Below are 12,843 nucleotides of genomic sequence, written 5' to 3' on the forward strand. Positions count from 1 at the left end.
GCGACTCAGGAGTTCTCGAGGACGACGCCCTCGATCAGGTTGGCCACGTCCTCGCAGCGGTCGGAGATCGCTTCGAGCTGCTCGTAGATCGCCTTGAGCTTGATGAGCTCGCGCACGTCCTCTTCCTCGCGGAACAGCTTGGACATGGCCGCGCGCATCACGCGGTCGGCATCGGACTCGAGCTTGTCGATCTCTTCGCAAGTCTTGATCGCCGCCTCGGCCGCGTCGCGCTTGCTCAACTGTGCCAGCAGCGACACCGCATGGCGCACGCGCTCGCAGCACTTGACGCTCAGGTCCGTGAGCCGCTCGACCTCCTCGGTCATCGACCGCACGTCGTACAGCGACATGGTCTCGGACGAGTCCTGCAGCAGATCGAGGATGTCGTCCATCGCATTGATCAGCGAATGGATCTGCTCGCGGTCGATCGGCGTGATGAAGGTCTTGTGCAGGAGCCGGTTGACCTCCGCGGTGATCTTGTCGGCCTGGCGCTCGGCCGCATCGACTTGCACCGCGTAGCGTTCGCGTTCAGCCGGGTCCGAGTAGTTCTGCACCATCGCCATGAAGGCCCGTGCGCCTTCGACGATCTTCTCGCCGTGCTGGTTGAACAGTTCGAAGAAATTGCCCTCGCGAGGCAACAGCTTGCCGAAGATCATGATGAAACCGTGTGGGTCGTGTGGCACATCGCCCGCGAGGGTCGCCCGCGGGGCAAAAATGGCCGTATTGTGACAGCTCGGGGCCGCGCCCCCGCCGCCCGGCCGGACTCACGAACGGAAGATGAAGTAGACCGCGCCCACCAGGCACAGCCCGGCCCAGACGAAGTCCCACTTGAACGGCACTTTCATGTAGACCATCGCGAAGGGCACGAACACCGTGAGCGTGATGACCTCCTGCATGATCTTCAGTTGCGCGAGCGAGAAGACGCCGCTCGAGTAGCCGATGCGGTTGGCGGGCACCTGCAGGAGGTACTCGAACAGCGCGATGCCCCAGCTCACGAACGCCGCTACGTACCAAGGCGCGGTAGCGAGGTTCTTGAGGTGCCCATACCAGGCGAAGGTCATGAAGACGTTGGAGGCGACGAGCAGGCCGATGGTCTGCACCGAGACACCGAGGGCATGAGACGTCATGGAGTGACTCCGCAGGCGGGGTCGCCGGGAACCAGGGAGTGCGCCAGGCGGATCAGGCGCTGGTCCTGGACGGCGTCGAGCAGCACCCGGGCCGGACCGCGACCGGGTACGACCAGATCGGGATCGAGATCGGCGAGCGGCGCCAGCACGAAGGCCCGCTCGTGCATCCGTGGATGCGGCACCTCCAGCTCGGGGAGTGCGATGCGGTCCTGTCCCCACAGCAGCAGGTCCAGATCGAGCGTTCGCGGTGCATTGCGATAAGGCCGCAGCCGCCCATGGGCCTGCTCGATGGCCTGCAACCGCGCGAGGAAGTCCAGCGGCGGCATCGTGGTCACCACCGCGGCGACGGCATTGAGATAGTCGGGCCCGCTCGACTCGATCGGCGCGCTGCGGTAGACGGGCGAGACACGAACCTCGTCGACGGTGGGCAACGCCCGCAAGGCGGCCACCGCCTCGCGCAGCGTGGTCAGGGCATCGCCCAGGTTCGCACCGAGCCCGACATAGGCAAGCACGGCCGGGCCGTGCGAGCCCGGGTGGGGAACGTGCGCCTCAGCCTGCATCGGCGGCGTCGGCCGCAGGGGTGGCCACGGCCTGCGGCTTGCGACGGCGACGGCGTCGCTTCTTCGCAGCGGGCGCTCCCTCGCCCGCCTCGCGGCGCCGGCTGTCCTGCTCGCGCGCCTGCTCGATGAGCTGGCGGCGGCGGTGCTCGTCGGCCTGCGAGAAGGCCTCCCACCACTGGGCCAGTTCGGCGTCCACTTCGCCGGCATCGGCGCGCAGGCGCAGGAAGTCGAAGCCGGCGCGGAACCGCGGCTGCTCCACCAGGGTGTAAGGCGCATTGCCGACGCGCTTGTCGAAGCGCGGCTGCATCATCCAGATCTCGCGCATGTCGGCGCCCAGCTTGCCGCGTCCGGAGATGTCGCCCACGCGGGCATCGAACACCTCGTCGATGGCTCCCTGCAAGGCCGGGAACGGATGCTCGCCGGCCGACTGGCGGCGCTCCCAGCGGTCGAGGACGTCGTGCCACAGCAAGCAGGCGAGCATGAAGCTCGGCGCCACCGGTTTGCCTTCGGCCACGCGCCGGTCGGTGTCGGCCAGCGCCAGCTGCACGAAGCGCTCGCGCCCGTCGTGCCGCTGCTGCTCGTCGAGCACGACGTCGAGGATGGGGAACACGCCACGGTGCAGCCCTTCCTTGCGCAGTTGCTCCAGCGAGGCCAGCGCGTGCCCGGTCTGAAGCAGCTTGATCATCTCGTCGAACATGCGCGAGGCCGGCACGTTGTCGAGCAAGGCGGCCATCCGGTGCATCGGCCCGCGCGTCTTGGGTTCGATCTCGAAGCCGAGCTTGGCGGCGAACCGGATCGCGCGGATGATACGCACAGGGTCCTCCCGGTAGCGCGTTTCCGGGTCGCCGATCATGCGCAGCAGGCGCTTCTTCACGTCCTTGATGCCGCCGTGGTAGTCCACCACGATCTCGCGCTGCGGGTCGTAGTACATCGCGTTGATCGTGAAGTCGCGCCGCGCGGCGTCTTCGATCTGCGGGCCCCAGACGTTGTCGCGCAGCACGCGGCCGCTCGCGTCGACCACGTGGCTCTTGCCCGCCAGCTCCGCCTTGGAAGTCTTCTCGTTGCCGTTCACCTGTTCGGCCGCGGAGGGATCGAGGTACGCCCGGAACGTGGAGACCTCGATCACCTCGTGCTCGCGCCCCCGCCCGAACACCACGTGCACGATGCGAAAGCGCCGCCCGATGATGAAGGCGCGGCGGAACAACGCTTTGACCTGCTCCGGCGTCGCATTGGTGGCCACGTCGAAATCCTTCGGACGCAGCCCGAGCAGCAGATCTCGCACCGCGCCGCCGACGATGTAGGCCTCGTAGCCGGCGTCGGTCAGCGTGCGCACCACCTTGATGGCGCGCTCGTCCACCAGCGACACGTCGATGCCGTGCTCGCTCTTGGGCACCTCGGCCCGCTTGCCCAGGTGGAGCGGGCCGCGCACGGTGGCGGGCGCCGCCGTGTCGGCGGCCTTCTTGCCCAGCAGCTTATGGATGAATTTCTTGATCATGGAACAGCTTCAGGATGCGCCAGCCGCGTTCTTGTGCGGTCTTATGCAGGGCCGGCGTCGGATTGGTCGCGACCGGGTCGCTCGCGCGCTCCAGCAGCGGCAGGTCGTTGGGCGAATCGCTGTAGAAGCTCGTGCGCTCGAAGTCTTCCCAGCGAGCGCCCAACGAGGCGAGCCACTGGTCCACGCGGGTCACTTTGCCCGCCTGGTACGACGGCACGCCGCGTATGCGTCCCGTGATGGTACCGGTCTCGTCGCGCTCCAGCTCGACGGCCAGCAGGTGCTCCACCTCGAACAGCTCGGCGATCGGGCGCGTCACGAACTCGTTGGTCGCGGTCACGATGGCGATGAGGTCGCCCGCCTCGCGGTGCCGCCGCACGAGATCGAGCGCCGCGGGTTTGAGGTGCGGGCGCACCACCTCCTCGACGAAGCGCCCCTGCAGCCAGCGGCGCTCCTCGGCGCTGCGGTGGCGCCACGGGGCGGTCGTGAACTCGATGTAGGCGTCGATGTCGAGGCGCCCCGCACGGTATTGCGCGTAGAAGGCATCGTTGCCCCGGCGGAACTCCTGCGCGTCGGCCCACCCCACGCGCACCAGGAACTCGCCGAACGCGTGGTCCGAGTCGATCGGCAGCAGTGTGTGGTCCAGGTCGAACAGGCACAGGTTGCGCGGCAACCCGGCTGCGCCGGGCCGGGCCTCGGCACTCATCGGAACTCTCCTTGCGCGACGGGTGCCCCCTCCTCGGCCAGCATCTGCTTGAGCAGCGGGATGGTCACCGCTCGCTGTGTGGCCAGCGCGAAGCGATCCAAGCGGTCCAGCATCGACATGAGGCTGCCCAGGTCGCGCGAAAAACGGGTTTGAAGGTAGCTCATCACTTCGTCGGACAGGAACACGCCGCGGCGGTCCGCGGCCTGGCGCAGCACGGCCCGGCACTCCGCCTCCGACAGCGGCAGGAGTTGGAAGACCGGCCCCCACCCGAGGCGCGTGCGCAGGTCCTCGCGCAAAGGCAGGTCGACCGGCGGCCAGCGGCCGGCTGCTGCAATCAGCTGCCCGTGCGTCGTGGCCTGCACGAAGGTGGCGAACGCCCGATGCTGGTCGGCCGGACCGTAGCGTTCGCAGCTGTCGAAGACGACGAGCCGCCAGCCTTCGTCGAACTCGCTCGGCCCGCCGGTGTGGTCGAACCAGCCGACCCGACCCCCGAGCGAGGCCACCTCGTGGGCCAGGGCCCGCAAGAGGTGCGTCTTGCCCGTGCCCGGCTCTCCCCAAAGATAGACGGGCGCCGGCGCGTGCTGGCCGTTGAGCCCGCACAGATGCTCGACGGCCGCGCGGTTGGGCCCCACAGCATAGTTGTCGAACGTCGGAACTTCCTGCGGCCCGAGGCCGAGCGGCAACTGCCTCATGCTCACCCCAGGTAGAGCCGGCTGCCCAGATAGGCCACCCGCATCCGGCGCACCGCCACCACGAGCAGTGCGCTGACCGGCAGCGCCACCAGGACGCCGATGAAACCGAACAGATGGCCGAACGCCAGCAGCGCGAAGATCACCATGATGGGATGCATGCCGATGCGCTCACCTACCAGCCGCGGGGTGAGAAACAGGCTTTCGACCACCTGCCCGGAACCGTAGACGACGGCGACCGACACCAGGGCGTAGAGACTCTGGAACTCGAGCACGCCCGCCAGCAGCGCCAGCACGAGCCCGAGGCCGAAGCCGAGGTAGGGAATGAACATCGCAAGACCGGTGAACACCCCGATCGGCACGGCCAGATCGAAGCCAAAGAGCGCCAGGCCCACGCTGTAGTAGATCGCCAGCAGCGCCATGACGAGCAACTGCCCCCGCAGGTACTGCCCGAGCACGGCGTCGCATTCGGCGACGAAACCCTCCACCGCGGGCCGGAACCGCGGCGGGACCGCCTGGCGCGCGCGATCGACCACCCGGGGCCAGTCCATCAGCAGGTAGAACAGCACCACCGGCACCAGCACCGCGTTGCCCGCGATGGCCAGCACGAAGCTGCCCCCGATGCGCGCGGAGCTCAGCGCGGTGGCCAGCCAGTCCTCGAGGTTCGCGTCGAGGTACTTGAGCACGAAGGCCTTGATGCTCGCGATGTCGAGCTTGAGGTCGATGCCGTACTCGGCGAGCCAGGGCGCCAGCGTCTCGTTGAGCCGAGCCGCGAGCATCGGGATCTGCTCGCGCAGCAGGGGCAACTCCTTGGACAGGATCGGCACCATCAGCAAGAGCAGCCCGAGCAGGGCGAGGATCGCGCCGGCTTCCACCAGGCCCACCGCCACCATGCGCGGCACCCGGCGGCGCGCGAGCGCCTCGACCGCGGGGTGCAGCGCGTAGGCCAGCACCGCGGCGACCAGGAACGGCATCAGCACCGGGGCCAGCAGCCACAGCAGCAACAGGGCCGCCGCGGCGATGGCCGCCCAGGCCATCGCTTGACGTTGCGCGTTGGAGAAGGTCATGAAGTTCGGGACGAGCGCGCTCGCGGGGCCAGGCCCCCGGGCGCCGGTAGAATCGCGCAAATTCTATAGGCCGGCCGCCGCGCGCCGGCACCGCCGATCATGTCTCAACCTCCCCTGTCCTACCGCGATGCCGGTGTCGACATCGACGCCGGCGATGCCCTCGTCGAACGCATCAAGCCCCTGGCCAAACGCACGCTGCGCGAAGGCGTGCTGGGCGGCATCGGCGGCTTCGGCGCGCTGTTCGAGGTGCCCAAGCGCTACCGGCAACCGGTGCTCGTGAGCGGCACCGACGGCGTGGGCACCAAGCTCAAGCTGGCCTTCGAGTGGAACATGCACGACACCGTCGGCATCGACCTCGTGGCCATGAGCGTCAACGACGTCCTGGTGCAAGGGGCCGAGCCGCTCTTCTTCCTCGACTATTTCGCTTGCGGCAAGCTGGATGTCGACACCGCGGCCCGTGTCGTGGGGGGCATCGCGCGCGGCTGCGAGGATTCGGGCTGTGCGCTCATCGGCGGCGAGACCGCCGAAATGCCCGGCATGTACCCGGCCGGCGAGTACGACTTGGCGGGCTTTTGCGTCGGCGTGGTCGAGAAAGACCGCATCGTGGACGGGCGTCGCATCGCCCCGGGCGACGTGGTGTTGGGCCTGGCGTCCAGCGGCGTGCACTCCAACGGCTACTCGCTGGTGCGCAAGATCGTCGAGCGCGCGGGCACCCAGCTGCCCGCGACGCTGGATGGCCAGGAGTTCCGCAGCCGGGTGATGGCGCCCACGCGCCTGTACGTCAAGCCCGTGCTGGCGGCGCTGGCCGAGGTGGACATCAAAGGCATGGCCCACATCACCGGCGGTGGCCTGGTCGAGAACATCCCGCGCTGCCTGCCCGACGGCACCCAGGCGGTGATCGACCAGAGCACCTGGCCCCGGCCGGAGATCTTCTCCTGGCTGCAGCGCGAAGGCGGGGTCGCCGAGCACGAAATGCACCGCACTTTCAATTGCGGCATCGGTTTCGTGCTGGTGGTCGCGGAAGCCGACGCCGCCCGAACGGCCGACATCCTGGCCCGCCACGGCGAGACGGTCTACCGCATCGGCCGCATCGCCCCGCGCCCGCAAGGCGAGGCCGCGACCGTGGTGGTCTGAGCGCCGTCGCCCGGTGCACGGCGCCGGCCGCCGCGTCACCAAGGAGCGGCGCTGACGGGCGGTCAATGCCACCGCGGCTGGGTGCGCCCGCGCTGCAGCTCGTCCAGGCGCTCGGCGATGGCCAGGCGGTCGTCGGCCTCGTCGGCCTGGGCCACGTAGACGCTCAGGTCCGCGATGGCCTCCTCGTCGCGGCCCACCTCCGCGTACGCCAGGCCGCGGTCGCGCCGCTCGTCGAGGCTGTCCGGCAGCAGGATGACGAGGCGCTCGCAGGTGCGAAGCAAGAGGGGCCAGTCCTCGCGGGTGCGGTAGATCTCCTTCAGGTTGCGCAGCATGCGCGCCAGCACTTCGCGCGAGGTCGCAGCCTGAAGGAACAGCCCGAGCGGCATGTCGAACTCGCCCACCAGCCCGCGCTGGCGCTTGTAGGGCTCGAGCCGGTCGTCCAGCTCCTCGCGCGACAGCGACAAGCCCGAGAACGGGTCCATCACCACCTCGCCACGCGGCATGCGCAGCTTGACGAGGAAATGCCCCGGGAAGGAGACGCCGCTGGCCTTCAGCCCCACCTGGCCGGCAAGCTCCAGGTAGAGCACCGCCAGCGAGATCGGAATGCCCCGGCGCGTGCGCAGCACGACGTTGAGACAGCTGTTGTGCGGGTCGTAGTAGTCGTTGACGTTGCCGCCGAAGCCCAGCTCCTGGAAGAAGTAGTGATTGAGCAGCCGCAGCCGCTGCACCGGCCCGGCGTCGGCCGGCAGCCTGCGCTTGAGTCGCGCCCCCAGCGCGTCGATCTCGGCGAGCACGGCCTGCAGGTCGAGGTCCGGGAACTCGTCCTGGGCGAGGGCGAGCGCCGCCTCCGTCAGCGGCAGGCTCTCGTCGTCGGCGACCAGCGCGGCAAAGTAGTCGAGCGGCGTGGGCTTCTCGATGTGCATCGCCTCAAGTGTAGGCGCTGGAGGCGCGTTCTTCCTCCCCACGAGGGCGAGGCCCGCCTCGCCCCGGGAGGCGGGGCGCGTCCGCCCCGCTGCCGGTGCAACGGAGAACGGCTCAGTGCCCGCGCCGCAGGAACTCCCGCGGCCTCAGCCCCGTCGCCCACAACGCGCCGAAGTACAGAACGGCAGCGGCGACCAGGGTCGCGCCCAGCCACCCGAGCCGCGCCCAGGGGCTGGCCCGCAGGGCCGTCCAGTCGAGGGCCTGCGCGGCGTAAACGAGCAATGCCGCGAGCAACGCCGTGGCAAGCACCACCCGGGCCAGGAACACCCCCCACCCCGGCGCCGGCCGCCAGGCGCCGCGCCGCCTCAGACCGTGCAGCAGCCAGGAGGCATTGACCACCGCGGCCACTCCGATCGACAGGGCCAGCCCCGCGTGCCCGATGAAGGGGACGAAGGCCGCGTTCATCGCCTGGGTCAGCCCCAACACCACGATGCCGATCTTCACGGGGGTGCGGATGTCCTGCCTGGCGTAGAAGCCCGGCGCCAGCACCTTGACGCCGACGAGCCCGAGCAGGCCGACGCCGTAGCCCATCAGCGCCCACACCGTCTGCCGGACGTCGTGGTCCGCGAAGGCACCGTAGTGGTAGAGCGAGGCGACCAGCGGCTCGGCGAAGACGAGCAGCGCCACGGCCGAGGGCAAGGCGAGCAGGACCACCAGCCGCAGCCCCCAGTCCAGCAGGCCCGAGTAGCCCTCGTCGTCCTTGCGGGCCTGGGCGGAGGCCAGCTGCGGCAACAACACCACGCCCAATGCCACACCGAGTAGCGCCGTCGGGAACTCCATCAGCCGGTCGGCGTAGGTCAACCAGGACACACTGCCGGCCGGCAGGTGCGAAGCGATCTGGGTGTTGATCAGCAGCGAGAGCTGCGCCACCGACACCCCGAGCACGGCCGGTCCCATCTGCCGCACGACGCGCCGCACCCCGGGGTGGTGCCAGGCGGCCCGCAGACCGCGCAGCCGCGGCAGCATGCCGATGCGCAGGAGCGCCGGCACCTGCAAGGCGAGCTGCAACAGCCCCCCGGCGACGACCCCCGCCGACATCGCGTAGATCGGCTCGATGCCCCAGGCCGCGAACCGGGGGGCCAGGACCCCGGCCGCCAGGATCATCGCGAGGTTGAGAAGCACCGGCGTGGCCGCCGGCACTGCGAAGCGCTTCCAGGTGTTGAGCACCCCCGCGGCCAGCGCGACCAGCGACATGAAGCCGATGTACGGGAACATCCAGCGGGTCATCGAAACCGCGGCGTCGAACCCCGGCCGCGGAAGGCCGGCCGCCATCGCATACACGAGCAGCGGGGCTGCGACCACGCCCGCCACGCACAGCGCGAGCAGCACCCAGAACAAGAGGGTGGCCACCGCATCCACGAGGTCGCGCGTGGCCTCGTCGCCCCGCTGGGCGCGCGTTTCGGCGAGGATGGGCACGAAGGCCTGCGAGAACGCCCCCTCCGCGAAGAGCCGCCGCAGCAAGTTGGGGATGCGGAATGCGACGTTGAAGGCGTCCGTCCAGGTGCTCGCGCCGAAGGCCGCCGCCACGAGCAGCTCCCGGGCGAGGCCGGTGATGCGCGAAGCTAGGGTGAACAGTGAGACAGTGGAGGCGGCGCGGAGGAGGTTCATGGGGCAACGCCGGAGGGCGGCGCCGCGGGCGGCGGCGCAAGACCGGCGCATTATAGGAACGGGCCCTGCCGCCTTGCGGGGCACCCCTGGCCGCCCCGGCGCGCGGATGCTATACTTCGCGGCTTTGCTCAACCCGGAAAAGTAAGCACATGGCCACCTCGTCCAAAGCCAAGAAGACCGTTCGGATCGCCTCTGGCCGCAAGCGCGCCCGCCAGGACGTCAAGCTCAACGCCGCGAATTCCGCGCTGCGTTCGAAGTTCCGCACCGCCGTCAAGAACGTGCAGAAGGCCGTTCAGGCCGGCGACAAGGCTCGCGCCGCCGAGCTGTTCCAGAGCGCCCAGAAGGTGATCGACTCGATCGCTGACAAGGGCATCTTCCACAAGAACAAGGCCGCTCGCCACAAGAGCCGCCTGTCGGCCGCCATCAAGGCCCTGTCCGCCTGAGAATCGACACCGGGTTGTGTGAACGAAAGGCCCGCTTGCGCGGGCCTTTTTCATTGGTGGCTCATGGTCGCTCAGGGGCGCCGCCGGCCTGCGCAGGCGCGCGGGGACGATCGCAATCGCAGCTCTTGGGCAAGGGGGTATGCCGGCATCGGACCTTCGCTTCGGGGTGCCGGCTCAGCGGGCGGCGCTCGAGCAGCCCCTCATGCCTTGCGCGGCTCCTCGGGCAGCAGGCAGGCCTCCACCACCTGCAGGTTGTTGTCCCGCGCGAAATTCATGACGAAGTCCCAGGCCATGGGCTCGATCTCGCGCACGGCTTCGTTGACGACGACGCACTTCACGCCGTTGACCACGGTGGGCAGGCAGTAAGGCGAGTAGCTCAAGTGCGCCGTCGGGCCCCGGACCTGTCCGCCCGGCCGGAACTGCGACATCACCCCCGCCAAACGCTCGGCCCAGTCGCTCGGGCGGAAGACGCGGCCATCGGTGGTGATCCCCTGGATGAAAAACTCGCGGGGCTTGGAGGTCGTCATGGGCGGGAGGTGAATGGGCCGCTTGTGGCGGGTTGCGAGCGGGATGCGAAGTGTAGTGTGCGCAGCCGCGGCTTCACTCCTCGAAATGATATCTTATATAAGAGTGTCCTCGCGCCTGCCGGGACGGGAACCGCGCCACGCCGGCGGGCGGCGAGCGGAATCCAGCCGGGATGGTGCCAGCGCCGGCTTTCATTGCGCTGTCGGCCCGTCGCACCCGATAGAATGGAACGCCGACGCGGAGCCGGCCCGTCCCGCCCGAAGCATGGGGTGGCGAGCCGCCTCCGCATTTTCGTTTTTGTCTTGCTGGGAGATACCGATGAGCGTCGAGAGTCCCTTGATGAACACCTACGGCCGCCTGCCGATCGCGCTGTCGCACGGGCGAGGCTGCCGCGTGTGGGACACCGAGGGCCGTGAATACCTCGACGCGCTGGGTGGGATCGCCGTCAACACGCTGGGCCACGCCCATCCCAAGCTGGTGCCGGCGCTGCAGGACCAGATCGCCAAGCTGATCCACTGCTCGAACTACTACCGCGTGCCCCTGCAGGAGCAACTGGCCGCCAAGCTGGTCGAGCTCTCGGGCCTCGCCCGCGTCTTCTTCTGCAACAGCGGGCTGGAGGCCAACGAGGCGGCGATCAAGATCGCGCGCAAGTACGGGCACGACCGGGGCATCGACCTGCCGGAGATCGTCGTCTACGAGCGCGCCTTCCACGGCCGCTCGATCGCCACGCTGTCGGCCACGGGCAATCCGAAGGTGCAGAAGGGCTTCGAGCCGCTCGTGCCCGGCTTCGTGCGGGTGCCGCTCAACGACGTGGCGGCCCTCGAAGACGTGGCGCGCAGCCGGCCCAATGTGGTCGCGGTCTTCCTCGAGACCATCCAGGGCGAAGGCGGCATCAACCCGGCACGCGTGGACTACCTGCAGGCCGTGCGGCGCATCTGCGACGAGCGCGGTTGGCTGCTGATGCTCGACGAGGTGCAATGCGGCATCGGCCGCACCGGCAAGTGGTTCGCGCACCAGTGGGCGGACATCAAGCCGGATGTGATGCCGCTGGCCAAGGGCCTGGGGTCTGGGGTGCCGGTAGGTGCGGTCGTGGCGGGGCCGAAAGCGGCCGACGTGCTGCAGCAGGGCAACCACGGCACCACCTTCGGCGGCAACCCGCTGGCGATGCGTGCGGGGCTGGAGACGCTGCGCATCATGGAAGAAGAGGGCCTGCTGGACAATGCGGCGCGCGTCGGGGCGGCCCTCAAGGCCGGCTTGGAGCGCGAACTGGCGGGCGTGGCCGGCGTCGCCGACATCCGCGGACAGGGGTTGATGATCGGCGTCGAACTCGATCGCCCCTGCGGCGTGCTGCTGCAACGCGCGCTCGAAGCGGGCCTGCTCGTCAGCGTGACGGCCGACCGGGTGATCCGGCTCGTGCCACCGCTCATCATGACCGAGGGCGAAGCCTCACAGGTCGTCGAGATCCTCTGCCCGCTGATCAAGAGCTTCCTTGCCGAAACGCCCGCCTGACCGGGAGCCAGCGATGAAACCGGGACTGCCCCTCATCAAGCATTACCTGCAGTTCAAGGACTTGCGCGCCGAGGAATACGCGTATCTGTTCGAGCGCGCGGCGATCATCAAGAAGCGGTTCAAGAACTACGAGAAGTACACCCCGCTGGTGGACCGCACGCTGGCCATGATCTTCGAGAAGGCATCCACCCGCACCCGCGTGAGCTTCGAGGCCGGCATGTACCAGCTCGGCGGCTCGGTGGTGCACCTGACGACCGGCGACAGCCAGCTCGGGCGCTCGGAGCCGATCGAGGACACCGCCAAGGTCATCTCGCGCATGGTCGACCTGGTGATGATCCGCACCTACGAGCAGACCAAGCTGGACGCCTTCGCCGCGAACTCGCGCGTGCCCGTCATCAACGGCTTGACCAACGAGTTCCATCCCTGCCAGATCCTCGCCGACATCTTCACCTACATCGAGCACCGCGGCTCCATAGAAGGGCGCGTCGTCGCATGGGTGGGCGACGGCAACAACATGGCCAACACCTGGCTGCAGGCCGCCGAGATCCTCGGCTTCAAGGTGCACGTGAGCACGCCCACCGGTTACGAGGTCGACCCGCAGGTGGCGGGCATCCAGGACCGCAGCTGCTTCCAGGTCTTCAAGGACCCGATGGACGCCTGCCGGGGCGCCGACCTGGTGACCACCGACGTGTGGACCAGCATGGGCTTCGAGGCCGAGAACGAGCAGCGTCGCAAGGCCTTCGCCGACTGGTGCGTCGATGCCGAGATGATGGCGGTCGCCAAACCGGACGCCCTCTTCATGCACTGCCTGCCGGCCCACCGCGGCGAGGAGGTCACCGCCGAGGTCATCGACGGCCCCCAGTCCGTCGTCTGGGACGAAGCAGAGAACCGCATGCACGTGCAGAAGGCACTCATGGAGTACCTTCTGCTCGGCCGGATCGGCTAGAAGCCGGGCCGGCGGCCCGAAGGGCCGGGCATGCGGTTCCGGCGCAGGCTCACATCGCG

The 12,843-nt window shown here is 69.0% G+C and carries 14 protein-coding genes; 4 read left to right on the forward strand and 10 right to left on the reverse strand.

From position 1 onward, the window contains the following. Window positions 1–5: 5 nt before the first annotated feature. The 7 genes from OMP39_RS10860 to OMP39_RS10890 form a co-directional block, all read right to left on the reverse strand. The gene (locus tag OMP39_RS10860; RefSeq protein WP_264891741.1) at window positions 6–653 is read right to left on the reverse strand and encodes a DUF47 domain-containing protein; all 648 of its coding nucleotides are present in this window, start codon (window positions 651–653) and stop codon (window positions 6–8) included. Between the two features lie 108 nt (window positions 654–761). Beyond that, entirely contained in the window at window positions 762–1,124 is a 363-nt protein-coding gene (locus OMP39_RS10865; RefSeq protein ID WP_264891742.1) for a DMT family protein, read from the reverse strand. Beyond that, the gene (gene folK / locus OMP39_RS10870; RefSeq protein ID WP_264891743.1) at window positions 1,121–1,684 is read right to left on the reverse strand and encodes a 2-amino-4-hydroxy-6-hydroxymethyldihydropteridine diphosphokinase; all 564 of its coding nucleotides are present in this window, start codon (window positions 1,682–1,684) and stop codon (window positions 1,121–1,123) included. The genes OMP39_RS10865 and folK overlap by 4 nt, the downstream gene beginning before the upstream one ends. Beyond that, entirely contained in the window at window positions 1,674–3,179 is a 1,506-nt protein-coding gene (gene pcnB / locus OMP39_RS10875) for a polynucleotide adenylyltransferase PcnB (RefSeq protein ID WP_264891744.1), read from the reverse strand. The genes folK and pcnB overlap by 11 nt, the downstream gene beginning before the upstream one ends. Beyond that, entirely contained in the window at window positions 3,157–3,882 is a 726-nt protein-coding gene (locus OMP39_RS10880) for a histidinol-phosphatase (protein ID WP_264891745.1), read from the reverse strand. The genes pcnB and OMP39_RS10880 overlap by 23 nt, the downstream gene beginning before the upstream one ends. Next, window positions 3,879–4,574: a DnaA regulatory inactivator Hda gene (gene hda, locus OMP39_RS10885; RefSeq protein ID WP_264891746.1), complete on the reverse strand. Its 696-nt coding sequence runs from the start codon at window positions 4,572–4,574 to the stop codon at window positions 3,879–3,881. Before hda ends, OMP39_RS10880 begins: the two co-directional genes overlap by 4 nt. A 2-nt stretch (window positions 4,575–4,576) precedes the next feature. After that, complete coding sequence (locus OMP39_RS10890; protein ID WP_264891747.1) at window positions 4,577–5,638, reverse strand: AI-2E family transporter; 1,062 nt, start codon at window positions 5,636–5,638, stop codon at window positions 4,577–4,579. 99 nt (window positions 5,639–5,737) lie between these two features. On the opposite strand from OMP39_RS10890, the gene purM reads away from it, so the two are divergent. Beyond that, window positions 5,738–6,772 carry a phosphoribosylformylglycinamidine cyclo-ligase gene (purM, locus tag OMP39_RS10895; protein ID WP_264891748.1) on the forward strand — a complete coding sequence of 345 codons (1,035 nt, stop codon included), beginning with the start codon at window positions 5,738–5,740 and terminating at the stop codon, window positions 6,770–6,772. A gap of 62 nt (window positions 6,773–6,834) precedes the next feature. Here the strand turns inward: purM and OMP39_RS10900 are convergent, their stop codons facing one another. Then, complete coding sequence (locus tag OMP39_RS10900; RefSeq protein ID WP_264891749.1) at window positions 6,835–7,695, reverse strand: SirB1 family protein; 861 nt, start codon at window positions 7,693–7,695, stop codon at window positions 6,835–6,837. 112 nt (window positions 7,696–7,807) lie between these two features. Beyond that, window positions 7,808–9,361, reverse strand: a complete 1,554-nt coding sequence (gene murJ, locus OMP39_RS10905) for a murein biosynthesis integral membrane protein MurJ (protein WP_264891750.1) — start codon at window positions 9,359–9,361, stop codon at window positions 7,808–7,810. A gap of 149 nt (window positions 9,362–9,510) precedes the next feature. Here murJ and rpsT point away from each other — a divergent pair, with 149 nt between their 5' ends. Continuing rightward, complete coding sequence (gene rpsT, locus OMP39_RS10910; RefSeq protein WP_264891751.1) at window positions 9,511–9,804, forward strand: 30S ribosomal protein S20; 294 nt, start codon at window positions 9,511–9,513, stop codon at window positions 9,802–9,804. 200 nt (window positions 9,805–10,004) lie between these two features. On the opposite strand, the gene OMP39_RS10915 is transcribed toward rpsT, so the two are convergent. After that, window positions 10,005–10,331, reverse strand: coding sequence for a DUF3579 domain-containing protein (locus tag OMP39_RS10915; protein WP_264891752.1), 327 nt, complete (start codon window positions 10,329–10,331; stop codon window positions 10,005–10,007). A gap of 316 nt (window positions 10,332–10,647) precedes the next feature. On the opposite strand from OMP39_RS10915, the gene OMP39_RS10920 reads away from it, so the two are divergent. Continuing rightward, window positions 10,648–11,838 carry an acetylornithine transaminase gene (locus OMP39_RS10920; RefSeq protein ID WP_264891753.1) on the forward strand — a complete coding sequence of 397 codons (1,191 nt, stop codon included), beginning with the start codon at window positions 10,648–10,650 and terminating at the stop codon, window positions 11,836–11,838. A 13-nt stretch (window positions 11,839–11,851) separates the two neighbouring features. Next, the gene (gene argF / locus OMP39_RS10925; protein WP_264891754.1) at window positions 11,852–12,784 is read left to right on the forward strand and encodes an ornithine carbamoyltransferase; all 933 of its coding nucleotides are present in this window, start codon (window positions 11,852–11,854) and stop codon (window positions 12,782–12,784) included. Window positions 12,785–12,843: the final 59 nt, after the last annotated feature.

The organism is Schlegelella aquatica (genome assembly GCF_026013905.1).
GTDB lineage: Bacteria > Pseudomonadota > Gammaproteobacteria > Burkholderiales > Burkholderiaceae_C > Caldimonas > Caldimonas aquatica.

Coding starts and splice junctions, on each gene's coding strand:
- OMP39_RS10860 (WP_264891741.1), bottom strand. CDS start 653: ATGATCTTCGGCAAGCTGTTGCCTCGCGAGGGCAATTTCTTCGAACTG.
- OMP39_RS10865 (WP_264891742.1), bottom strand. CDS start 1,124: ATGACGTCTCATGCCCTCGGTGTCTCGGTGCAGACCATCGGCCTGCTC.
- folK (WP_264891743.1), bottom strand. CDS start 1,684: ATGCAGGCTGAGGCGCACGTTCCCCACCCGGGCTCGCACGGCCCGGCC.
- pcnB (WP_264891744.1), bottom strand. CDS start 3,179: ATGATCAAGAAATTCATCCATAAGCTGCTGGGCAAGAAGGCCGCCGAC.
- OMP39_RS10880 (WP_264891745.1), bottom strand. CDS start 3,882: ATGAGTGCCGAGGCCCGGCCCGGCGCAGCCGGGTTGCCGCGCAACCTG.
- hda (WP_264891746.1), bottom strand. CDS start 4,574: ATGAGGCAGTTGCCGCTCGGCCTCGGGCCGCAGGAAGTTCCGACGTTC.
- OMP39_RS10890 (WP_264891747.1), bottom strand. CDS start 5,638: ATGACCTTCTCCAACGCGCAACGTCAAGCGATGGCCTGGGCGGCCATC.
- purM (WP_264891748.1), top strand. CDS start 5,738: ATGTCTCAACCTCCCCTGTCCTACCGCGATGCCGGTGTCGACATCGAC.
- OMP39_RS10900 (WP_264891749.1), bottom strand. CDS start 7,695: ATGCACATCGAGAAGCCCACGCCGCTCGACTACTTTGCCGCGCTGGTC.
- murJ (WP_264891750.1), bottom strand. CDS start 9,361: ATGAACCTCCTCCGCGCCGCCTCCACTGTCTCACTGTTCACCCTAGCT.
- rpsT (WP_264891751.1), top strand. CDS start 9,511: ATGGCCACCTCGTCCAAAGCCAAGAAGACCGTTCGGATCGCCTCTGGC.
- OMP39_RS10915 (WP_264891752.1), bottom strand. CDS start 10,331: ATGACGACCTCCAAGCCCCGCGAGTTTTTCATCCAGGGGATCACCACC.
- OMP39_RS10920 (WP_264891753.1), top strand. CDS start 10,648: ATGAGCGTCGAGAGTCCCTTGATGAACACCTACGGCCGCCTGCCGATC.
- argF (WP_264891754.1), top strand. CDS start 11,852: ATGAAACCGGGACTGCCCCTCATCAAGCATTACCTGCAGTTCAAGGAC.